Consider the following 21,913-nt stretch of genomic DNA (forward strand, 5'->3'; position numbering starts at 1 on the left):
CGGCGCGAACGAGCCCGGGAATACGACCAGTTCCGCCGTTCGGGGATTGGCGACGCGGGATGTCGATCATCCAAGTTTTTTTTGCAGCGTACATCAGGCAGGTTACAACCGGATTTTATGAGCGACACGATAGAGATTCACCCCACGACACCCCAGCCGAGACTGGTCGTTCAGGTGGCCGAAGCCCTGGCGGACGGGCAGGTTGCCGTGTTGCCCACGGACTCGGGCTATGCCCTGGCCTGCCGGTTGGAGGACAAGGCGGCGCTGGCACGCATCGCGCAGATCCGCCGGGACGATGAACCCCACCATATGACGATGATCTGCCGGGATCTTTCGGAGATCAGCACCTATGCCAAGCTGGACAACGTGCATTACCGCTTTCTGAAGGCCCATACGCCGGGACCGTTCACCTTCATTCTGGAGGCCACGAGCGAGGTGCCCCGCCGCCTGCTGCATGCCAAGAAGCGTTCCATCGGCCTGCGCGTGCCGCAGCATCCCGTGCTGCAGGCGATCGTGCAGGAGCTGCGGGCGCCGATCCTGAGTGCCTCGCTGGTGCTGCCCGATCTGGACGAACCGTTGGAGGATCCCGATCTCTTTCCCAAAGCCGTGGACCGGCAGGTGGATCTGGTCGTCCACTGCGGTTTTCTCGTGCAGATGCCTTCGACGGTGATTGACATGACGGGGCCGGAATTCACCCTGGTGCGGGTCGGCCTGGGTGGCGTCCCGCCCGAACTCGAGGATTGATCGTGCTGGAACTGACGCTCATTCAGAAAATTTCCATCGGCCTGCTGCCGATCCTGCTGGCCGTGACGGTGCACGAGGCCGCGCACGCCTTTGCGGCCAATTACTTCGGGGACGGCACGGCCAAGTTTCTCGGTCGGATGACGCTCAACCCGATCAAGCACATCGACCCCCTGGGCACCATCATCATTCCGCTGGCGATGTACGTGCTCACGTCCTTCGTCTTCGGCTGGGCCAAGCCGGTACCCATCAACGTGAAGAACTTCAAGAACCCGCGCCGCGACATGGCCCTGGTCGCCATGGCGGGACCAGTGTCGAACATGCTCATGGCGCTGGGCTGGGCGGGGCTGACGGCCGTCGGCGTGGCCGGGCTGTCTTCCGGCTCCTGGTATGCCGAGCCTCTGGCGCTGATGGGCCAGATCGGCATCTTCGTGAACATCCTGCTGGCGGTCTTCAACCTGTTGCCCTTGCCGCCACTGGATGGTGGGCGGGTGCTCGTCGCGATCCTGCCGCCCGCCGCCGCGAATCGGGTTTCCCAGCTGGAACCCTGGGGATTCCCGATCCTGCTACTGCTTCTGGTGACCGGCGCCCTCTCGGCCATCCTGTCGCCGATTCTCATGACCCTGCTGGACTGGTTCAATGGCCTTGTCCAATGGCTCTGAGGCGCTGACGGCGCGCGTGCTGGTCGATGGGCAACCGCTCCGCCAGCTGCCGCTGGATCTCTACATCCCACCCGATGCGCTCTCCATCCTGCTGGAGCGCTTCGAGGGGCCACTCGATCTCCTGCTGTACCTGATCCGCAAGCAGAACCTCGATATTCTCGCCATTCCGGTGGCCGAAGTGACCCGGCAGTACCTGGCCTATCTCGCCCTGATGGAATCCCTGAAGATCGAGCTGGCGGCCGAATACCTGCTGATGGCGGCCTGGCTCGCGGAGATCAAGTCGCGCCTGTTGTTGCCGACGCCGCCCGCGACCGACGAGGAAGAGGCGGAGGATCCCCGCGCCGCGCTGGTCGAACGGCTGCTGGCCTACGAGCGGCTCACGCATGCGGCGCAATGGCTGGACGAACTGCCCCGGGTGGATCGGGACTGGTTCGACCTGTCCGTCGCGGTCGATCTGCCGAGATCCGTGACCCTGCCGCCCGAGATCGGTCTACCCGATCTGCTGTCCGCGCTGCGGGGACTCGTTCGCCGGGGCGAACTGACCGCCGTCCATGAAGTCCGGCGCGAGACGCTGTCCGTGCGGGCGCGCATGACCGATATCCTCGGTCTGCTCGAGGAGGGCAACGGTGTGTTTCTGGATCAGGTCTACCGGCCGCAGGAAGGGCGGGGCGGGGTGGCCGTGTCGCTGGTGGCCGTACTGGAACTAGCCAAGTCGGCCGCCATCGACTTCGTTCAGAAGGCCCCGTTCGACCCGGTCTGGATTACGGGTACGTCGGCAAGTGGCGCCGCGACCGATACATCCATCACGGAGGAAGAAGCATGACCGATCAACCCTCGCTGTTGCCCGGGGACGAAACGGCGGATTCCGCACTGGCGGCCCTGATCGAGGCCCTGCTGATGGCTAGCGACGAACCGTTGGATCTGACCGCGTTGCAGCGCATGATCGGCGCGGAGACGCCGCTCGGCGCCCTGCAGGACGCCCTGCGCCGCCTGGATGCCCAGTACGCCTCCCATCCGTTCATCGATCTTAAAACCGTGACGCGGGCAGGCCAGTCTGCCTGGCGACTGACCGCCAACGCGCAACTGGCGCCGTATATCGCCCGTTCGGAGCCGCCGCGCGCCAGCCGTTACTCGCGCGCCGTGCTGGAAACCCTCGCACTGATTGCCTGGCGTCAGCCGATCAGCCGGGGAGAAATCGAGGCGGTTCGGGGCGTGGCCGTCAACCCGCAGATTCTGCGCACCCTCAGCGAACGGGGCTGGATTCGCGTCGTCGGCCACAAGGACACGCCGGGCCGGCCGGAATTGCTGGGTACCACGCCCGCCTTCCTGGCCGATTTCGGGCTGGATTCCCTGGAACAGCTGCCGGCCTTCGATCAGTTCGTCGGACAGGGTGCGCTGGACGTTTAGGTATTCTTGCAGGGGCAGTTAACCCGGTGGACATGCCGAATCAGGACTAACCGGTTTCGCTGGGTGACGATGCGCCGGCGGTATCCGAGATATGCTCTTCGCGCCGCTTGCGCCCGCTCAGTCCCTCGGCAACCACATAGAACGCCGGCGTGACGTACAGCGTCAGCAATTGCGAGAACAGCAGGCCGCCGACCACGGCGATACCCAGTGCCCGGTGGGCTTCGCCCTGCGCGCCGAAGCCGATGGCGATGGGCAGGGTGCCCAGAATGGCGGCCAGCGTCGTCATGGTGATCGGGCGGAAGCGCACGCTGCAGGCCTCGACGATGGCATCGATGGCGCTGTCGCCTTCCCGGCGCCGGTGGATGGCGAAATCCAGCATGATGATGCCGTTCTTCTTCACCAGCCCCACCAGCATGATGATCCCGACGAAACTGAACACGTCCAGCGGCTGATGGAATACGTACAGCGCGGCCAGCGCACCGAATCCGGCCAGGGGCAGGGCGGTGAGGATGGTCAGCGGATGGATGAAGTGTTCGTACAGGATCGCCAGGATCACGTAGATCACGAGGATGGTGGCGCCGAGGAGCAGGGGCAGGGTCTTGACCGAACTCTGGAAGGCCTGGGCCGCCCCGGCGAACTGGCCGCTGACGTCTTGCGGCAAGGCCTGATCCGCCGCTTCACTGATGGCTCGCGTGACCTGATCCAGGGAATAACCCGGTGCGATATCGAAGGACAGGGTCACCGAGGGGAGTTGCCCATAGTGGGTGACGCTCAGCGGCCCGACGCCCGTGGTGATCCGGGTGACGGCGCTCAGGGGCACCAGCTGGTTGTTGCTGCCCGGTACCCGGATGGCATCCAGAGCCGACGGATCCTGCTGGAAGCGGGGCGCGAGTTCGGCGAGCACCTGATACTGGTTGCTGGCGCCGTAGATCGTGCTGACGTTCGTGCCGCCGAAGGCCAGGTTCAGGGTCTGTTCGAGAGCGGCCGGCGTCACGCCGAGTTCGGCGGCGCGTTCGCGCAGGATCTGGACGTTGATTTGCGGATTACGGATCTGCAGGCTCGAATCCACGCCGACGACGCCCGGAATGCCGCGCAGGACGGGCAGGAAATCTTCCGCAGCCCGGTTCAGTTCATCCTGATCCGTCGATTGCAGCACGAACTGGTAGTTGGACGTACTGCTGAGGGCGCCGATCTGGATGGCGGGCGGCTCGAAGAAGAAGACCCGGGTGCTGCCGATCTTCGTGCCGAGCTTGCGCATCGTCTGGCGGAACTCGTTGATGACGGTGTTCATCGGTGGGCGATCGGCGGCCGGTTTGAGCTGGATCATCATGAAACCGACGTTGCTGCCCCCGCCGCCCGCGCCGCCCTGGCCGGCGTTCGACATCACGGTGAGCACGGCCGGATTCTTCTGCAGGGTTTGCGAGACCACCTGCTGGTAGGCCTTGAGCTGTTCGAAACTGATGCCTTCGGGATAGCTCAGCGAGCCCATGACCATGCCCGAATCGCCATTGGGGATGAAGGCCTTTTCCAGGTGCTGGAAGAGGTAGAAGGCGCCGAACAGCGAGCCTGCGGCAAGGATCAGCACCAGCCAACGGAATCGCAGCGAGGCGCGCAGGGATCGGGCATAGGCCCGCGTGAGGCGGGCAAACAGCCGGCCGAACAGGTTGGGCCGGTGGGCGGGGGCCGCACCCTCCTGATTCCGGGCCGAGGCCTTCGCGCGCATCCGGGCGAGCAGCATGGGCGTGAGCGATAGGGCAACCACGCCGGACATGAGGATCACGATGCCGATCGTGGCGCCGAATTCGAGAAACAGGCGGCCGAGCAGCCCGCCCATGAGAATTAGCGGCAGGAACACGGCGGCCAGCGACAGGGTCATCGACAGGATCGTGAAACTGATCTCGCGGCTGCCCACGAGGGCTGCCTCGAAGGGCGATTTGCCCTGTTCGCGGTGGCGCGCAATGTTTTCGAGCATCACCACGGCATCGTCGACCACGAAGCCCACGGCCAGCGTCAGTGCCAGCAGGGTCAGTACGTTCAGGCTGTAGCCCAGGAGGTGCATGACGGCGAAGGTGCCGAGGATCGAGACGGGAATGGAGATGACGGCAACCAGGGTCTGGCGCCAGGCGCCGAGGAACAGCCAGATGACGGCGGCGACCAGCAGGCTCGCCAGCACCAGGGTGAATTCCACTTCGTTGACGGCGTCCTCCACGTAGGTGGACTTGTCATAGATGATGCGCATGGAAGCGCCGCCCGGCAGGGTCTTGTTGAGTTCCGGCAGTTGCGCGCGGATGGCCTTGGCGATATCGACGGTATTGCTGTCCGGCTGGCGGACCACCGCCAGGATGATGCCGCGATGCTGGTTGATCCAGGTGGCGCGCAGATTCTGCAGGACGCTGTCCTCGGCCGTTCCGATCTGGTCGAAGGTGACCGGCGCCCCGTTGTTGTAGGCGACGACCATGTTTCGGAATCCGGCGGCATTGCTCAGCTGGCCGTCCACCTTGAGGTTGTAGGAACGGCTGGGCGTTTGCAGCGTACCCTGCGGTTGGTTTGCATTCCGGCTATTGATGGTGGTGACGAGACCGTTCAGGGACAGGTTGTGCGCCTGCAGGGCATAGGGGTTCAGCAGCAGGCGGACGGCATAGGTCTGCCCGCCGAACACGCGCACCTCGGAAACCCCGGGAATCGACTGCAGCTTGACGGCCAGCACCTGCTCGGCGAAGGCATCAAGCCGGTAGAGCGGCATATCCGGGGCCGACAGACCGATGAAGACGATCGGGCTGTTGCTGGGGTTCATCTGACGGACGACCGGGGGTTGCGTCAGGGTCGACGGAAAATAGCGCGAGGCCTGGGTGACGGCCGCCTGGGTATCCTGCATGGCGGCATTGATGTCGCGGTTCAGATCGAACTGCAGGGTGATGCGGGTCGTACCCGTGCTGTTGACGGAGTTGACCGACATCAGCCCCGCGATGCCCGAAAAGGCCTGCTCCATCGGGGAGGCGACCGCGCTGGCCATCAGCTCGGCGCTGGCGCCCGGCAGGCTGGCCGAAACGGTGACCGTGGGGAAGGCCACGTTCGGCAGCATGGCGACGGGTAGCGCGCGCCAGGCGAAGAAGCCGAACAGGATCAGGGCGGCGAACAGCACCGTCGTCATCACCGGTCGACGGATGAAGGGGCCCGCCAGGTTCATCCCCTGGCTCAGTGCCTGGGCGATCATGGCCGGGCTCCGGCGCCCGCTGCCGTATCGTTTTCCCGGTGCTTGCGCGGGGCCGTGCCATCGGTGCCGGGTCGCTCGGTGGCATCAGCGCCGGTCGACGGCGGGCCGTCTTTCGCTTCCCCGAAGTGATGCATGGGCTGGGCCGCTTTGTGATCTGCCGCGCCCGAATGCGGTCTTCCGGCCTGGACGCGCACGGCCATGCCCGGTGCGATGCGGCCCGGGAGCGGATAGATGATCTGCGTATCGGCGGGAATCGATCCGCCCGGCAGGGCGACTTCGGTCGCGAGGGTGTGGAGCGGCTGCACCGGCAGGGTCTCGGCCTTGTCGTGACGGACCACGTAGACGAACGAGCCCTGGTCGCCCAGCTGGACGGCGGTGGCGGGCACGACTTCGGCATTCGGGATGGTCCGTAGGGTCAATCGCGCGGTGACGAACTGGCCCGGCCAGAGTTGCCCCGTCGGGTTGTCGATCAGGCCCTGAAGGCGAATCGTGCCGGAGGTCGGGTTGATGGCATTGTCCACGAAGGTGAGCCGACCGTGGCCGAGGAGGTGTTCCGCCTGTTCGTCGAGAATGTCGATGCGGGGTCCGGGCACGGATTTTCCTCCTGCATCGTCGGGTTGGCCCAATCCCGGCCACTCCTTGCGCAGATCGTTCAGCACGCGCTGGGGCAGGCTGAAATTGACGAGGAGCTTCTGAATCGAGACCAGGGTGGTGAGGGCTGTGCTGTTGGCCTGGACGAGGTTGCCGGGCTGCAGGCTGATCTCGCCGAGTCGTCCGCTGATCGGCGCACGGATTTCCGTATAGGAAAGATTGATCTTCGCCGTCTGGATGGCGGCCTGATCCTGAGCGACCTGCGCATTGGCGGCCTGGGCACTGGCGACGGCCTGGTCGTAGGATTGGCGGGTTACGTAGTCCTTTTCCACCAGCGGCGTGAGTTGCTTCACCTGTTGCGCGGTATAGCGTGCCTGCGCGAGGTCACCCTTGAGTTTCGCTTCGGCCGCATTCAGCGCCGTGCGGAAGGGCGCAGCATCGAGCGTGAACAGCAATTGACCGACCGTCACCGCTTGACCGGAAACCACAGGGACCGACTGCAGGGTGCCGCTGACCTGCGGCGTGAGGGTCACGGCATTCGGACTGGCCAGCGTCGCGGCCGCCGTGGCTGTGACCGGTACCGTCTTGACCGTTGGTCGTACGACCGTGACGGGTTGTGGTCCGCCCATCATGCCGCGTCGTCCGCCGCGCCCGTTGGTGGGCGCTTCGGCGTGTTTTTCTCCGGCCGATTTTTCACCGCCGGATTTCGCTGTGTTGGCTTTATCGGCGGTGGGTTTGTCAGTGGGGGACTTTTCAGTGGGGGGCTTTTCCTGGGCCCCCGAACTTGTGGCGGGGGTATCCGCTGCCTTGTCCGAGCATCCCGACAGCAGGGTACCGGTCAGACCCAGCAGGAGCAGGCCCATCAGGAGTTGCGTACGGGTTCGCGGTGTCGGAGCGTTCATGGCCGAAGTATTCATGGTTGACGAGGTTCCAGGGCGGGCGGCTGGGCCAGTGAATCGGGCGTGCTGGATGGGTTGTCCTGTGTGCCGGTCGCGACCGGGTCGAGACGACCGTGCGGGCTGAATGGCGGCGTGCCGAGCAGACCGATCGCCGACCCCAGCTTGGCCAGTGCGGTGTAGGCATTCAGGGCGTTCTGTGCCACGGTCAGCTGAGCGCTCGTCAGGGTCGATTGGGCGGTGAGCAGATCCTGGATCGTGGCATAGCCGACCCGGTACTGGGCCTCGACGGCCTTGAGCGCCTGGGCGGCATTTTCCTCCTGGGCGCGGGCGCTCGGCAGCGCGACCACGGCGCCCTGATAGGCATAGTAGTCCTGCCAGACGCCGAGTTCCGTGCTCTGGTAGGTGTTGTCGCGGTTGGCTTCGGATTGCTGCAGTTTGGCGCGCGCCTGCGCGGTCTGGTACTGCTGGTTGAATCCCGTGAACAGCGGTACCGAAAGCGTCAGACCGATGCTGTTGGTCTGGGTGCGGCCCAGCCCCTGCTGAATGCGCATCCCCTCGTTCGCACCGAGGGAAAGGGTGGGTAGCCAGGCACGTTCGGCGTGATCGAGATTGGCCCGGGCCTCGACGACCTGGGCCTGGGCATTCTGTAGATTCGGATTGCGCTGGATGGCCTGATCCAGCAGGTCATGCACGGCGAGATCCAGTTTCGGGTTCGCCTGCGTGTTGAGCGGCGCCAGTCGGATGTCGGTCGTGACGGGCAACCCGACGCTGCTCGCCAGAGCGCCCATGTTCTGCAGACGGGTCTGAATCGCCGTGTCCAGGCTGCCCTGGGCCTTCGCTCGGGCCGACCTGGCCTGATAGACGTCGCTGATCGTGGCCTGTCCGGCCCGATGGCGGGCTTCGGCGGCCTCCAGGGCGCTCTGGGCGGCGACGAGCGCCTGGCGATCCACATCCACCAGTACCCGATCCGCCAGGGATTGATAGTAGGCCGTGGCGACGCTGGCGAGGACCTGCTGGATCGTCTGGTCGTTGGCGAAACGCGCGGCGATCACGGCGGCGCGGGCGGCATCGATCGTCGCATCCCGTTGCCCGAAGTCCCAGATCAGCCAGGACAGGCTGAGATTCGGGGACACCGTCCGCTGGCGGGGAATCTGGTAACCGGCGGAGGTGGTGGACTGGGCCTGCTGGGCGCCCACCGTCAGGTTGATCTTGGGCAACCACGCGGACTCTGCCATCCCCAGTCCGGCTGCCTGCGCCTGCAGGCTGGCCCAGGCCATGCGTGTTTGGGGATTGTTCTGGAGGGCCATCGCGCTGAGCTCGGCCAGTGTGTAAGGGCGGTTATCGGTGCTTGCCTTCCGTTCGGTACGCGCGGGGAGCGTGCCCGGCGTGGGGATGGTGTACAGATCGGCAGCGGTGGTGGCCGGTTGTCCCGGTCGGCCGGGCAGCCCATCCCGGGTGCCGAACGGATCGGCATGGACGGGGGGCATCCCCCAGAGGATACCCAAGCTCAGGAAGCAAGCGCTCAAGCCGATTCGAATCGGCTGCAACGGCTGTCCGATGCCGATACGCGGACGGGTGCCGATAGGGCGGGCGGAATGCATGGATCCTGGATCGCTCATCTTGGATTGCTCAAGCGAAAAACCTCACGGGTCGACGAATGGCACGGGCCTGTTGGCCGAGGATTCTATGATGGTTTTGCGTCATTCGGGTTGCAATCCCATGATGCGTGGCTTCGCTACCCATGCCCGACCCGCTGGCCGAGGCTTCGTGATGTTACCGCCAGCGGCCCTGCCGCCACCGCCAGTCGTCCCGATCGCCGTGGCGGCCGTGTTCCCAGCGCCCCGGCTCCCAGCGCGCGTGGGTGTGGGGCGGCCGTGCCCAGTAGCCGCTCCGCCAGACCCAGTGATTGCGCCAAGTCCAGGCGCCTGGAATCCAGACCATGCCGACAGCCGGTGCGACGCCGATCACCTCGACGCGAGGGCGCGGTGGCTCCTGATACACCGTGACGTAGCCGACTTCGGGCGCGACTGGGGCGACGTAGGCTGTCGGGTACGGCTGGTAGGGATAGGCGACGAAACAGCCGCCGAGACCGAGGCTGAGTGCGACCAGGGTGCCCGTGATCGCGATGCGGCGGGTGCGAGCTGGAAAGCCCGCCAAAAGCGAAGAAGATGTATTCATAACAAGAACCTTTCATCGGGTGACGATTCAAGCCTATGTCACGATCCAGGTCGTGGGTAGCGCGATAACGTTAATCGTCTGTAACGATTGGTTACGGGCGCCGTCGATTCATTCACGTGAGCATGAGGCGGTCTTGGCATTGTGTTCGGTGAAATGGGCGCGTTTCGTTTCCTACACTTGGGATGGGTGGGATCCGCTGCAGGATCGATAGGGTTCATCCAATGAAGGAGGTTCGTCCGATGGCTGACTGGTTGACGCTTCTGGCATTCATCTCTCTGATTCTGGCGATTCTGTCCGCTTTGATTATCGTCATCGACATTTTCTCGGGTTATCGGCAACACATGTGGATCATGAACGTCGTTTGGCCCGTGACGGCCCTTTATGCCGGACCATTGGCCCTCTGGGCCTATTTTTCGGTCGGACGTCTCTCTTCGCACCGGGTGATGCAGACGGACAAGGCGAACGGCAATCAGCCAAGGGCAAGGCACAAACCATATTGGCAATCGATCGGGCTGGCAGCAACGCATTGCGGTAGCGGCTGCACGCTGGGTGATCTGCTGGCCGAAGGAATCGTGATGTCCTGGGTTCCCTTCACGCTCTTCGGTCACCAGATTTTCGCGACCTGGGTCGTGGATTTCATCCTCGCATTTCTGATCGGTATCGCCTTCCAGTATTTCACCATCGTGCCGATGAAACACCTGACGCCGATGCAAGGGCTGATTGCCGCCGTCAAGGCAGATACCCTGTCGCTGACTGCCTGGCAGGTCGGGATGTACGGTTGGATGGCGGTGGCTACTTTTCTGATCTTCGGGCAGGCGTTGCGCGCCGACAGTCCGATTTTCTGGTTCATGATGCAGATTGCGATGCTTTTTGGCTTTGCAACAAGTTATCCAGTCAACTGGTGGCTGGTTCGGGCTGGGATCAAGGAAACCATGTAGTCGAATCGATTGACGTACCGTTAGGCGTTCAGGCAGATAGGTGGCTAACTATCCCGCATAAGCAGGCTCAATTAGAAATTCCTGATCAATCGGATCATCCTGATGTCCGAGTAAAAGACGCAATTATTAGAAGAACCCCGATCGATTCCGCATTGCGCCTGGCCGCGTGTCAGGCACGCGTGATCGGCACGGCGTTCACGATCAGGTTCAGGAGCAGTCCAAATGTGGCAGACCATCAAAAACCTGTGGTTTCAGGATCCGTCCGGGAAACCCGTGTTCATCAATGAAACCGCCGTGCGCATCCGGGCCGGCATGCTGCTGGCGATTCCGTTGTACATGGGGCTGACCCTCTGGTCCGCCATTTTCGGCGGGCACTGGATCGTCGACGGCAACAGCCTGCACGACACGCTGGATACGGACTGGGACGGCCACATCATCTATACCGCGAACGTGATCCGGCGGACCTGGGACTACACGATCCAGACCTACGTTCTGCTCTATGCCCTGTTCGAGATGTTGTCCGGAATGTTCGTCTGGTCGTCGCGCCTGTCGCCCACCATCCTGCTTTCCAGCTTTCTGGCGCGGAACCACCATGCCGTGTGGAAGCCCCTGACGCCCAAGCGTTACGCCTGGCTGCTCGGGTCGTTCATGATCGTCCTGTGTCTGATCTTCTTCAATCCGGATACCTTCGCGGATTGGGTCAACAGGATTCTGGGCCATGCCGTGTTGCCGGATACCAGTCAGTTCATGGCGTACTGGATTCCGCTGCTGGTGTTCGTCTGTATCGCCTTCATGTGGCTTGAAGCCATCATCGGCTTCTGTGTCGGCTGCAAGATCCACTGGTTGCTGGTGAAGCTGGGCGTGCACAAGGAGGAATGCCTGGCCTGCAACAACATCGACTGGGACGAGATCGCCCGGCGCAAGGCTCGGAAAGATGCCGAGTCCGCGTTTCAGCAGGAAGCCCGTAAAACGCCCGAGTCAAACTCATCCAAGTCTGACCACGCCTGATCGAGGTTGGCCGTTCCCTTCCCCCGACGCCCTGGCATGAGCCGGGACGGTCGGGCTTCCTGCCGGTAAGACGAGCGCGATAGCGCTCAGGGGCAATGGACCGGCAGCCGCGTCTCCAGCCGGATTTCGTTCACTCCGACGGTCGCACGGTAGGCCAGGGCCTCGACGCCGGCGTCGAGCGCCGTTCGTAACGCTGCGCCATAGGCTGGGTCGATGTCGTCCGCCGGACGGACTTCCCGGGCGTCTTCGCGCTGCACGCAGAAGAGGATCACCGCCCGCTGACCCTGTGCCGCCATCTGTGCCAATTCCCGCAGGTGCTTGGTGCCGCGGGCGCTCACGGCATCCGGGAAGCGGGCGAGGCCCTTTTCGACGAGGGTGACGCTCTTCACCTCGACCCAGCAGTCGGGGCGTTGGCCATCCGTCAGCAACAGGTCGATTCGGGAGCGCTCGCTGCCGTAGCGCACTTCGCTGCGGATCGACCCATAGCCCCCCAGTTCCGTGACGATGCCTGTCTCGATACCCTCGCGCACCAGACGGTTGGCGCGCAGGGTATTGATGCCGACCCGCACGCCGGGCTCGGCTTCCACGAGTTCCCAGGTCAGGGAATATTTGCGGCGCGGGTTCTCCGATTCGCTCAGCCAGACGGTCGACCCCGGCGTGCTGCAGCCGGTCATGGCACCGGTGTTGGACGAGTGGGCGGTGACGATCCGGCCGTCCGGAAGCGCCACATCGGCCAGAAAGCGCTGGTAGCGGCGCAGCAGGGTGCCTGTCAGCAGTGGCCGGTCGAAGGTCATGACCCGGTCACGGCCGGGACGACGGGCCCGGCTCGTCCTCGTCGTTCATCTTCCAGGGCAGGATGCCGGGCGAGGTGTGCAGGAAGTGCATGTACTTCTCGAACTGGTCGAGGATGTCGCTGATGAGCTGGTCCCGGTCGTAGCCGAACACGTCGTAGGCGCGGCCGCCCCGGCGCAGGTGAACCTCGGCGCGGAAGTACTGCTCGTCGCCGTCGAGGCTGCGATCCATTTCCGGGAAGGCGAACGAGGGTTTGGCGAACCCGCGTAGCCGCACTTCGTACTCGAAGGCCATGCCGCCGGGATGGACGACGGACAGACCGGCGCGGCAGCGCGTGTCGTCGAACCGGGCCGTCACCGGCCAGCCCCGGCGGTGCAACTCCTGGCTGACGGCATCGATCGCGGGATAGGCCGTTTCCTGGATGAAGTCGGATACGGCGTCGCGGGTGGGGAAGTCCAGGAGGTTGCCGATCCGTTTCTGCCAGTGGTCCGTCTCGTAGAGTCGTCCATGACGACCGGCATTCATGTGATGCTGGAGGCTGACTTCCCGATGGGTTTCGATCTCGAGCGCACGCCACATGCCCACGGCGGCGATCAGCATGATGACGGCGAAAGGCAGGGCGGAGGTGATCGAGGCGGTCTGCAGCGCGCCCAGGCCACCGGCCAGCAGCAGCACGGCGGCGACGGCGCCTTGCAGGGTCGCCCAGAAGATGCGTTGCCAGACCGGGGTTTTCGCCAGCCCGCCCGAGGCCAGGGAATCGATGACGAGCGCGCCGGAGTCCGCCGAGGTCACGAAGAAGGTCACGATCAGCACGATGGTCAGGAAGGCGGTGAGACTGGTCAGCGGCAGGTGCTCGAAGAGCTTGAACAGGGCGATGGCCTTGTTGGCCTGGACCTGATCGATCAGGTGCGTATAACCGTCGACCATGATGGCGTGCAGGGCCGTATCGCCAAACACGGAGAACCAGAAGAAGGTGAAGAAGGTCGGCACGAACATCACGCCGAACACGAATTGCCGGATGGTACGGCCCCGGCTGATCTTGGCAATGAACAGGCCGACGAAGGGCGCCCAGGCGATCGTCCAGCCGAAGATGAACAGCGTCCAGTTGTCGATCCAGTCGCCGTCGGAATAGGCCTGCAGGTTGAAGGTGCGTTCGACGATGTTGCTGAGGTAGCTGCCGGTGTTCTGCACGAAGGCCTTGAGGATGAACAGCGTCGGTCCCACGGCAAACACGAAGAGCACGAGCGCGATGGCCAGGAGCATGTTGATCTGCGAGAGTCGCTTGATGCCGGCATCCATGCCCGCCACCACCGAGAGCGTCGCCAGGGCGGTGATCAGGGCAATGGCGACGATCTGCACCGTGATATCGACGGGAATGCCCGGCCAGAGATAATGCAGGCCCGCATTCAGCTGGGCGACGGAGAGCCCCAGCGTGGTGGCGATGCCGAACATCGTGCCGAGAATGGCGAACACGTCGACGGTATGACCGATGGGGCCGTGGATGCGTTCGCCGATCAGCGGGTACAGCGCCGAGCGCATCGACAGCGGCAGGCCGTGGCGGAAGCCGAAATAGGCCAGCACCAGACCGGTGAGTCCGTAGATGGCCCAGATGTGGAAACCCCAGTGAAAGAACGTGATCTGCATGGAGAGCCGTGCCGCCTCGATTGTTTCCGGGGTGCCATTGGGCGGCGCGGCATAGTGCAACACCGGTTCAGCCACGCCGAAGAACAGCAGGGCGATGCCGTAGCCGGCGGAAAACAGCATCGCGAACCAGGCCGGGAAGCTGTACTCCGGTTCCGCATGGTCCGGCCCGAGCTTGATCCGCCCCCAGGGCGAGAGCGCCACCGCAACGATGAAGATCAGGAACAGGGCGACGGCCAGCATGTAGAACCAGCCGAAATCGTCGGTGATGAAGGCCAGGGTCGCGGAGAAGGCCTTGCCGGCCTGTTCGGGGTTGGCGACGGTACCGATCACCAGCAGGGCGATGACGATGACGGCGGGGATGAAAACGGGCAGCAGCAACGTGCTGGATTTGTGATTTGGAATAGGGGCTTGCATCGTTCGGGATTCCAGGTGTTGTGCCGGGTCTGCCGCGCGGAAAGGCACGACCTGCCGCTACACGGTGGGCGAAAGCGCCTGCCATCCTAACCCGATCCGGGCGGGGGTGAAACCGCCACGCCCGCACAGTCGGGCCTTTTCTTAGTGCGGAGCCGTATGCCCATCGTAGGTGAACTGGCTGGTGTGCCCGGTCTGCTTGTCGGTGATCTCGATCAATCGGTCGGCGGCATCCCACTGGTAGGTGTGGGAGCCGTCGCTGAGCAGATTGCCATTGGCATCGTACTGGTAGTCGGTCTTACCGTCGGTCTTGGTTTGATTGAGAGCGTTGACGGTGACGGCTGTTCCGTCAATGGCTTACTTGGTTATATGCATCGACTGGTAGCCATATTTGGAAATCAGCAGATTCTGCAAAACCATAAATCAATGACTCTGACCCTTTTGATTCATACTTTTGATTCCAGGTGAAACGGAAATCAAGATACAACTCCGAGATCTACGTTACAGACTACGAGCTGCATTGAATCGCCGTTTTGGCCGTGAATGTCGGCAGTGATCAATTCCGTAGCCCACCCATCCAGATACTGGACCTGATAGAAGCAGTACAGACTGGGATTTCAATTATTGATCGATTAACTTTTTATGAAGTTAGTAACTCCCTGTATCCACTGGCACGGTGGACAGCCTTGTCCTCCAAATAAATGAATCCGACCCCATTGATCCACAAGCATGACACATTCAAATCCCGGATCTATTTTGCACGGAATTAACCAGGTGAAAAATGCGTCCATTCCTTTGGCATTTTAACTATTGACGAGGGGGAGTCTTTATATATTTCTATTTCTTTGCACATCCCATCTATCACATGAAGTAGCACATGCACTAGAATTCCATCTTCATCCTCACCCCATATCTCGGTGGGCACTCTGTGTGTCACAGACGCGGAATGCGTAACGCTCGGCTTCAACTCTAGGCTCCCATAGGAATCAATGGCTCTTACATTACAGTTTCGCAGCTGCATCTCAACCTCTCTCCGTCCAACAAAATCATTGGCCAGAAGTTCTCTTATCAAGGTTTCTTCTTGATCAGATGTTTGTCTAAATTCTGTATTCACCATGGGAAATATGTTCCAACATGTACACCGCCACCAAGCGGCATGGCACGGTACTGAATTGAAATTCCATTAATATTAATGACCCCCCAAAAACCGCAGCCGGGAGTCGTGTATGGCATTATAGGAAGAATTGCCCCTGTTATTGCGCTTTCAACCGCAGTTGAACTAAGCCCAGTGCCAGCAAGGTGTCTTGCGCCATGCCCAAATGTAACAGCCAATCCATAAGGGTCACTTTGCGTAAGAGGGTTTCCCAAAGAGTAACTGTAGAGATTGATTCCCCCAAGTTCGCGAATTGGATCGCGCGACAACCACCGAGCCGTCTCAGGGTTATAAGCTCGATAAGTCGCCAGATACAGCCCTGACTCGGTGTGTGCGTACAGCCCCGCGTATTGATAATCAGGCAGGGTGCCTTGGTGTTGAATAACCTTGCCGTAGCTGTCGTAGCCGAGTCGTCCAACAACTTGGCCCTGGTTATTCACCAGAGCAACTACGCTGCCCACCTGATCCTGAGCGTAGTACAGCGGCTGGCTTCCTTGCAGTTCGCCTTCGTTGTAGTAGCGGGCCTGCACCGTATCGCTGCTGTCGCGCTTCTCGCAGAGGCGTTCGCCGCACCACAGGAACTTCGTGGTGACCGGGGTGCCACCCTGACCGGTTTCCGTATCGCTGAGGCGTCGATTGAACCCATCGTAGGTGAACTGGCTGGTGTGCCCGGTCTGCTTGTCGGTGATCTCGATCAGTCGGTCGGCGGCATCCCACTGGTAGGTGTGGGAGCCGTCGCTGAGCAGATTGCCATTGGCATCGTACTGGTAGTCGGTCTTACCGTCGGTCTTGGTTTGATTGAGAGCGTTGACGGTGACGGCTGTTCCGTCAATGGCTTACTTGGTTATATGCATCGACTGGTAGCCATATTTGGAAATCAGCAGATTCAGCAAAACCATAAATCAATGACTCTGACCCTTTTGATTCTGTCGGCTAAAAGGAGGAATCAGCTATACTCATCACTCTTTTCCAGACTTCGTCTGCAATATTGTTCTGCCACATCGCACCTAACATTTTTTTAAACTGTAAATCATTTTTTGCTTGCTTTTCAATTGTCTCTATGAATCTTGGCCCATGCTGAGATAAAAGATCTTCCAAAGGGCCTGCGGCAAGATTCGCAAGAATAATTTCTGAGCCGTCGGTTCTCCTGATCTCCTCAATCAAATCCCAGCATAGATCTGGATTTGTGTCGCACAAATCTGATAAAGCCGTAAAAGCCCAAAAGTTATCAATGTACTCCGGAGATTTTTCTTGCGCATGATGAAGAGAAATCCAAGCTGTTACAAGTTTTGTTTTGTCTATATCTAGCATAGTTAAATTACGGTAAAGGAACGAAATTTCGAGGAAGAAAGACTCGTGAGCCTTCCGAAATGATGATGTAAGTAACCAGGGCCTCTCCAGTAAGTCCTGTAATTTCACGCATATGTTGCATGAAATTCTGGTTATTTGCGTCTGATGAAGGTGTGGGCATTGAAGCAAGTGACCATGCATCAGCTGGCAGCCCACCATTACATCCTTGCGAGTCATAGTCATTCAACAGGTTACGAAGTTGTGTTTGCTTGTTTCTGAACTGCTGCTGATGTCCGGCAATAGACATTGGGCCTGACGGCGGTAGGTCAAGCGGGTTACGATGCAACTCGTCTGCTCTTTTTGCTAGTTCATTTCGAACCTTGTTGATCTTATCCTCTATTTTTTTGCAAACATCATCTTTGCACAAACCAAGCTCGTCAATGTAACCAACCGGATCATTCCCAACATAGGTGTAGAGGTTAATCCCGCCAATCTCACGTATCGGATCCCGCGATAACCACCTTGAGGTATCAGGATCGTAAGCTCGATAGGTAGCGAGATACAGCCCTGACTCGGTTTGTGCATACAGACCGGCGTATTGATAATCCGGCAGGGTGCCTTGGTGCTGGATAATCTTGCCGTAGCTGTCGTAGCTGAGTCGTCCAACAACTTGGCCCTCGTTATTCACCAAAGCAACTACGCTGCCCACCTCGTCTTGGACGTAGTACAGCGGCTGATCGCCGTGCAGTTCACCTTCGTTGTAGTAGCGGGCTTGTACCGTATCGCTGCTGTCGCGTTTCTCGCAAATGCGCTCACCGCACCACAAGAATTTAGTGGTCACTGGGCTTCCGCCCCGATCGGTTTCCGTATCGCTGGCTCGTCGATTGAGCCCATCGTAAGCAAACTGGCTGGTGTGCCCAGTCTGCTTGTTGGTGATCTCGATCAATCGGTCGGCGGCATCCCACTGGTAGCTGTGGGTGCCGTCGCTGAGCAGATTGCCGTTGGCATCGTACTGGTAGTCGGTCTTACCGTCGGTCTGGATCTGATTGAGTGCGTTGACGGTAAAGGCCGTGCTGACTGTACGGCCAGTGGCAATGCCAGTGATATTACCCGCCGCGTCGTAGGTATAGCGCGCTGGGTTACGTCCTTTGACTTGGGTCAGTCGCAGGGCATTGTCGTAACGGTAATGATTGACAATCGCGCCGGGCTTGAAGGCCAGATCGTGCTCATGGTGCGCATGGTCATCCTCCTCGTTGTCGTCATTGCGATCATGCGACTGCTTCTGGTCGTGATGGTCGCCGAACATCCAATCCGGCAAACCCCAGTGGCGACCGAAACGTTCAGCCGCCGACAGGCGCTGAATATCGCCAAGCCCACCAACCATTTCCCGGCGACTCTGGATCAGGCCATCGGGGCTGGTCTGGAGCCAGAAATCCGCCACCGGCTTTGGCCGGCCACGATGCAGTACGTCATTGAGAATCGCCTTGAGTCGGCGATCGCCTAGATTGTTCTCATATTCGTAGCGCACCTGATACGGGACCAGCTTGCCATCGTATTGAATGGTTTGCTGGACGGGTTGGTCGGTTTCGCCGAGGTAGCCGAAGGTGAAGGCACCCAGCGGATTGCTGTCGCCGATCAGACGACCCAGGTCGTCGTAGCCGTAGGTTTCGGTGGCGCCATCGACCGTGCGGCTGGCCTGCAGGCCCAGGGCGTTGTAGGTGTACTGGATCAGGTCGTGGGCGTTTTGGCCTTGTTCGCTTTCGAGCTGCCCTGCGCCGAGTACACCGGCGGGGTAATACGCGTAGGTGGTGGTGCCTTGGGCGTCGACCCGGCTGGTGAGGCGCGGGTAGTAGCTGTCGTAGCCGAACTGCACCGGTGCGGTGGCGTGGATAGCATTGGTGTAGCTGATCCCAGCCAGGCGGTTGTCGTGGGCATAGCTGTAGTTCGTGCTCTGACCGAGGGCATCAGTCCGGTTGATCAGGTGCCCGGTGATGTCGTAGGCATAGTGCACCTGACTGCCGTCGGCGTAGGTGCGGTCGGTCACGCGGCCTTCGATGTCCCGATCCCAACGGGTGGTATTGCCGTTGGGGTCGGTCAGGCTTTGCAGGTTGCCGTTGGCAAAGTAGCCGTACCGGGTGACTTGTCCCATGGGGTCGGTCTTGCTGATCAAATCCCGGACGCTGTCATAGGCGTACTGGGTGGTGCGGCCTTCGCGGTCGGTGGTGGCCACCGGATCGAGGTTGTTCCAGGTGATGGTTCGGCTCGTACCGTCGGGATAGGTGACGGCCGTTTCACGATTAAGCGCATCGTAGCTGTAGCGCAGAGTATGTCCTTCGGAATCGGTGCTGCTGGCAAGGCGCCCGTACCCGTCGTAGGTATACCGATCGGCGATTTTGCCATTGGCGTTGGTTACGCTAACCAGATACCCGTTGGGGTCATAGGCATACGTGGTGGTGTCACCCACGGGGTCGGTCATCGAGGTTCGCTGGCCGGCCCCGTTGTAGGTATAGGTGGTGGTTTGCCCCGCCGCGTCGGTATAGGTCAGCGGTTCGTGCTGACCGTTGTACGTCAGGCGGGCAAGGATGTCTTCACCGCTGGCTGTCTTGCGGGCGACCTGGATGAGGTCGATGCCATCGGCTGCGTAGGTGTAGTTCAGTGTCCGCCCAACGGGGTCGATAGATTGCGTCGTCCGGCCGTAGGTGTTGTAGCTGAAACGTTGTAGCTGCGTGCTGCCGTCCGCCAGGACTCGCGCGATGGCAGAGGGTTTGTCCAGGCCACCATTGCCGCCGGCCCAACTTTGGTTGGGGTAGTTGAACCAGATGCGGTGTTCCAGCGGTTCTTTAATGCTTTCCAGGGCGCCCGAGGTATAGCCGTAATAGGGCGCATCGACCTTGTGCAACCAATGGAAAATCTGCGCCTGGGTGTAGTCACCGGGGGCCCGTTGCATGGCGGTTTTATCCCAATAAAAGGTGTCCCGGGAGTTGATGTACGCGTTGAACGTGTTAATACCCTGCGGGACGGGACTGTCGCTGAATGGGATGCCCGGTGCGTTGTGCCGGAACTCGACGCGCTCTTTCTGGCCCTGGGGATCGGTGATGTCCAACCAGCGCGTGGTACCGTTCTGCCCGCCGTCGAACTGTGTGGTGCCATAGGGTGTCGTCATGGCCGTCATGAACGTGCCGCTGTCGTAAGTGAAGCTGCTGTGCATGCCGATGGCGTCGGTAATGCCGATCAGGCGGCCCTGATCGTCGTAACTGATCGCGACGGTGCGGCCGAAGGGGCCGGTGACGCCGGTCATCTGTAACGGGTACTGGCTATCGCCATATTGGAAGGTGGTTTTCTGGCCCAGTGCATCGGTCAGCGTGGTCAGGCGCATCTGGCTGTCGTAGTTCAGCGTGACCGCATTGCCGGAGGGATCGACGACCTGGGTCAGGAACACCCGGCGCGGGAAATACGCGCTGCCGTCGGAGGCGCCATACACGTCCTTGCTGCCGTCGGGCATACGCCGTTCATAGGTCGCCGGGTTACTGGAAACCTGGACCAGATGGGCGCCGGTGCGCTCTTCCGGCGCGAAGGCGCCCGTGGAGGCGTTATAGCCGCCATAGGTGCGTGTGCCGCCACCACGCAGGGCGATGGTGACATTGCTGCCCGGCGCATTGGGATCGTCCTGAACGTAGGAGATCCAGTTGGATACCCATTTCTGCCCGAGGTTGCCAAAGGTGAAGTTGGCGGGCTGATTGGCTTCGCGCTGGCTGTAGATAATGCTCACCGGAACCGCCGGTCCCTTGGGCGGCGTGTAGGCGAGGGGGGTATCCTGCACGCTCAGACTGACGAGCATGGCCTTGACCGTGTACTGCGGCATGCCCAGGGGGGAGCCGCCGCCACCGCCACCGCCACAAGAGGGCGGCGGTGAACCGCCACCGACGCCTGGGTCACCGCTGGAGGTATCGTTCGGGTTATTGCCCGGTGTGATGCCCGCCCCATAGACCCGTTCCGCTTCGGCGGTCGCGACGGTGCGCCATGACTGTTTGCCCTTCGCGAGGGTGGAATCGGGTACCAGAAAATAACCGCTGGATTCGGAACGGATCGCTGCCTGGGTCATCCAGTAGTCGCGACCAATCGCCGCATCCTTGATGTGGTAACGGCCGCCGGACTCGCCGACGATCGTGGCGTAGTGCCCGACTTTCCAGTGCACCACGGACGGCACGGGAATCGGCGCCGCGCGATGACGGAAAATTACGCGGGCATTGAGCCCCGCATCATCCGACAAGGCCTCCAACTGGGAGAGATCAATGCCTTTCGGACCGGCCTTATCGTGTGCGATTCGGGCGATGCCTTGTACGTCGCCCTGTTTCTTCATGAGTTGCTCAAGGGCTACCAGGCCGCAGATCCGGGCGTGGGCAGGTTCGTGCTCCATCCGCCACAGACCTTCCTCGGCCTGAGTTTTCTGTGCCTGGGCCGCGCCGGTCAGCACCATGCCTTTACCTTCTGACAAAAGCGTTTTTACCGCCTCGGCATGGCCGAGCACGGTGTGCAACCAGAGCAGTTTGCCGTAGACCTTCTGTATCAGCGCTTGCTGAGCTTCGGTCCGAAGCGTCAGGTTGGCACGCGTATTCCAGACGGTCTGAAGCTTGTCGATGGCGTTCGAGAACATGCCGGCATGCGCGTAGGCCAAGCCTTCGTTGACCAGCAGTGCAGTGCGCCAGGGCGATTGCGGATGCGACTGAAGAAAATGGTCGATGGGTGCAAGCTGCTCCGCGTCGCCGGACGTGCGATAGGCCTCGATTGCGGATCGCAGTTCGCGATTTTCCTGGGACGCCGGGCTGCCGCCAATCGGGATCAGCGGGGTCTCGAATACCCCGAAGCGGTGCATCGTCATGGTCGATTGCGCCGAATCGGCGGATGGGGCGGCAGAAGCATTAACACCGGAACTAACGAGCAATAGCGTGGCTATCAGGCGAACAGTCAAGCGATACATGCAATGG

Annotated in this window: 18 protein-coding genes; 8 read left to right on the top strand and 10 right to left on the bottom strand. The window is 61.3% G+C overall.

Annotated elements, in window-relative coordinates; translation table 11 throughout:
- Window positions 1–117 precede the first annotated feature (117 nt).
- From A9404_RS12030 to scpB, 4 genes are read left to right on the top strand one after another with little or no spacing between them, the layout of a single operon-like run.
- Window positions 118–744 carry an L-threonylcarbamoyladenylate synthase gene (locus A9404_RS12030; protein ID WP_066102002.1) on the top strand — a complete coding sequence of 209 codons (627 nt, stop codon included), beginning with the start codon at window positions 118–120 and terminating at the stop codon, window positions 742–744.
- 2 nt (window positions 745–746) lie between these two features.
- Window positions 747–1,403, top strand: a complete 657-nt coding sequence (locus A9404_RS12035; RefSeq protein ID WP_197490351.1) for a site-2 protease family protein — start codon at window positions 747–749, stop codon at window positions 1,401–1,403.
- Window positions 1,381–2,226 carry a segregation and condensation protein A gene (locus tag A9404_RS12040; protein WP_066102004.1) on the top strand — a complete coding sequence of 282 codons (846 nt, stop codon included), beginning with the start codon at window positions 1,381–1,383 and terminating at the stop codon, window positions 2,224–2,226. The genes A9404_RS12035 and A9404_RS12040 overlap by 23 nt, the downstream gene beginning before the upstream one ends.
- A complete protein-coding gene (scpB, locus tag A9404_RS12045) occupies window positions 2,223–2,810 on the top strand; it encodes an SMC-Scp complex subunit ScpB (RefSeq protein WP_066102007.1) in 588 nt (195 codons plus the stop codon). Before A9404_RS12040 ends, scpB begins: the two co-directional genes overlap by 4 nt.
- Before the next feature lie 46 nt (window positions 2,811–2,856).
- Here the strand turns inward: scpB and A9404_RS12050 are convergent, their stop codons facing one another.
- The 4 genes from A9404_RS12050 to A9404_RS12065 all read right to left on the bottom strand — a co-directional run bounded on the left by A9404_RS12050 (window position 2,857) and on the right by A9404_RS12065 (window position 9,692).
- A complete protein-coding gene (locus A9404_RS12050; RefSeq protein ID WP_231880914.1) occupies window positions 2,857–6,024 on the bottom strand; it encodes an efflux RND transporter permease subunit in 3,168 nt (1,055 codons plus the stop codon).
- Window positions 6,021–7,532 carry an efflux RND transporter periplasmic adaptor subunit gene (locus tag A9404_RS12055; protein WP_066102010.1) on the bottom strand — a complete coding sequence of 504 codons (1,512 nt, stop codon included), beginning with the start codon at window positions 7,530–7,532 and terminating at the stop codon, window positions 6,021–6,023. Before A9404_RS12055 ends, A9404_RS12050 begins: the two co-directional genes overlap by 4 nt.
- Entirely contained in the window at window positions 7,529–9,133 is a 1,605-nt protein-coding gene (locus tag A9404_RS12060; protein WP_082922956.1) for a TolC family protein, read from the bottom strand. Before A9404_RS12060 ends, A9404_RS12055 begins: the two co-directional genes overlap by 4 nt.
- A gap of 154 nt (window positions 9,134–9,287) precedes the next feature.
- Window positions 9,288–9,692, bottom strand: a complete 405-nt coding sequence (locus tag A9404_RS12065) for a YXWGXW repeat-containing protein (RefSeq protein WP_082922957.1) — start codon at window positions 9,690–9,692, stop codon at window positions 9,288–9,290.
- Between the two features lie 239 nt (window positions 9,693–9,931).
- On the opposite strand from A9404_RS12065, the gene A9404_RS12070 reads away from it, so the two are divergent.
- Complete coding sequence (locus A9404_RS12070; RefSeq protein WP_066103370.1) at window positions 9,932–10,630, top strand: DUF4396 domain-containing protein; 699 nt, start codon at window positions 9,932–9,934, stop codon at window positions 10,628–10,630.
- A 222-nt stretch (window positions 10,631–10,852) separates the two neighbouring features.
- Window positions 10,853–11,638, top strand: coding sequence for a DUF4395 family protein (locus A9404_RS12075; protein WP_066102015.1), 786 nt, complete (start codon window positions 10,853–10,855; stop codon window positions 11,636–11,638).
- 86 nt (window positions 11,639–11,724) lie between these two features.
- Here the strand turns inward: A9404_RS12075 and sfsA are convergent, their stop codons facing one another.
- Both sfsA and A9404_RS12085 read right to left on the bottom strand, forming a co-directional pair.
- Complete coding sequence (gene sfsA / locus A9404_RS12080; protein WP_066102019.1) at window positions 11,725–12,432, bottom strand: DNA/RNA nuclease SfsA; 708 nt, start codon at window positions 12,430–12,432, stop codon at window positions 11,725–11,727.
- Between the two features lie 7 nt (window positions 12,433–12,439).
- Complete coding sequence (locus tag A9404_RS12085; protein ID WP_066102022.1) at window positions 12,440–14,488, bottom strand: BCCT family transporter; 2,049 nt, start codon at window positions 14,486–14,488, stop codon at window positions 12,440–12,442.
- Window positions 14,489–14,644: 156 nt separating this feature from the next.
- On the opposite strand from A9404_RS12085, the gene A9404_RS13650 reads away from it, so the two are divergent.
- Window positions 14,645–14,953, top strand: a complete 309-nt coding sequence (locus A9404_RS13650) for a hypothetical protein (protein ID WP_066102025.1) — start codon at window positions 14,645–14,647, stop codon at window positions 14,951–14,953.
- A gap of 298 nt (window positions 14,954–15,251) precedes the next feature.
- Here A9404_RS13650 and A9404_RS13730 read toward each other — a convergent pair whose 3' ends face one another.
- Entirely contained in the window at window positions 15,252–15,602 is a 351-nt protein-coding gene (locus tag A9404_RS13730; protein ID WP_407645308.1) for a DUF6984 family protein, read from the bottom strand.
- Entirely contained in the window at window positions 15,596–16,099 is a 504-nt protein-coding gene (locus A9404_RS13735; protein ID WP_407645339.1) for an RHS repeat-associated core domain-containing protein, read from the bottom strand. The genes A9404_RS13730 and A9404_RS13735 overlap by 7 nt, the downstream gene beginning before the upstream one ends.
- On the opposite strand from A9404_RS13735, the gene A9404_RS13655 reads away from it, so the two are divergent.
- Window positions 16,013–16,660, top strand: coding sequence for a hypothetical protein (locus A9404_RS13655; protein ID WP_231880915.1), 648 nt, complete (start codon window positions 16,013–16,015; stop codon window positions 16,658–16,660). The genes A9404_RS13735 and A9404_RS13655 overlap by 87 nt on opposite strands.
- Here the strand turns inward: A9404_RS13655 and A9404_RS13740 are convergent.
- Both A9404_RS13740 and A9404_RS12100 read right to left on the bottom strand, forming a co-directional pair.
- A complete protein-coding gene (locus A9404_RS13740) occupies window positions 16,572–16,949 on the bottom strand; it encodes a DUF6869 domain-containing protein (RefSeq protein WP_197490353.1) in 378 nt (125 codons plus the stop codon). The two genes, A9404_RS13655 and A9404_RS13740, sit on opposite strands and share 89 nt — an antisense overlap.
- A 7-nt stretch (window positions 16,950–16,956) precedes the next feature.
- Window positions 16,957–21,906, bottom strand: a complete 4,950-nt coding sequence (locus A9404_RS12100; RefSeq protein WP_082922959.1) for an RHS repeat-associated core domain-containing protein — start codon at window positions 21,904–21,906, stop codon at window positions 16,957–16,959.
- Window positions 21,907–21,913: the final 7 nt, after the last annotated feature.

This window comes from Halothiobacillus diazotrophicus (assembly GCF_001663815.1).
Lineage (GTDB): Bacteria > Pseudomonadota > Gammaproteobacteria > Halothiobacillales > Halothiobacillaceae > Halothiobacillus > Halothiobacillus diazotrophicus.

Coding starts and splice junctions, on each gene's coding strand:
- A9404_RS12065 (WP_082922957.1), bottom strand. CDS start 9,692: ATGAATACATCTTCTTCGCTTTTGGCGGGCTTTCCAGCTCGCACCCGC.
- A9404_RS12085 (WP_066102022.1), bottom strand. CDS start 14,488: ATGCAAGCCCCTATTCCAAATCACAAATCCAGCACGTTGCTGCTGCCC.
- A9404_RS12100 (WP_082922959.1), bottom strand. CDS start 21,906: ATGTATCGCTTGACTGTTCGCCTGATAGCCACGCTATTGCTCGTTAGT.
- A9404_RS12055 (WP_066102010.1), bottom strand. CDS start 7,532: ATGAATACTTCGGCCATGAACGCTCCGACACCGCGAACCCGTACGCAA.
- scpB (WP_066102007.1), top strand. CDS start 2,223: ATGACCGATCAACCCTCGCTGTTGCCCGGGGACGAAACGGCGGATTCC.
- A9404_RS13730 (WP_407645308.1), bottom strand. CDS start 15,602: ATGGTGAATACAGAATTTAGACAAACATCTGATCAAGAAGAAACCTTG.
- A9404_RS12030 (WP_066102002.1), top strand. CDS start 118: ATGAGCGACACGATAGAGATTCACCCCACGACACCCCAGCCGAGACTG.
- A9404_RS12075 (WP_066102015.1), top strand. CDS start 10,853: ATGTGGCAGACCATCAAAAACCTGTGGTTTCAGGATCCGTCCGGGAAA.
- A9404_RS12060 (WP_082922956.1), bottom strand. CDS start 9,133: ATGAGCGATCCAGGATCCATGCATTCCGCCCGCCCTATCGGCACCCGT.
- sfsA (WP_066102019.1), bottom strand. CDS start 12,432: ATGACCTTCGACCGGCCACTGCTGACAGGCACCCTGCTGCGCCGCTAC.
- A9404_RS13740 (WP_197490353.1), bottom strand. CDS start 16,949: ATGCTAGATATAGACAAAACAAAACTTGTAACAGCTTGGATTTCTCTT.
- A9404_RS12070 (WP_066103370.1), top strand. CDS start 9,932: ATGGCTGACTGGTTGACGCTTCTGGCATTCATCTCTCTGATTCTGGCG.
- A9404_RS13650 (WP_066102025.1), top strand. CDS start 14,645: ATGCCCATCGTAGGTGAACTGGCTGGTGTGCCCGGTCTGCTTGTCGGT.
- A9404_RS12050 (WP_231880914.1), bottom strand. CDS start 6,024: ATGATCGCCCAGGCACTGAGCCAGGGGATGAACCTGGCGGGCCCCTTC.
- A9404_RS12040 (WP_066102004.1), top strand. CDS start 1,381: ATGGCCTTGTCCAATGGCTCTGAGGCGCTGACGGCGCGCGTGCTGGTC.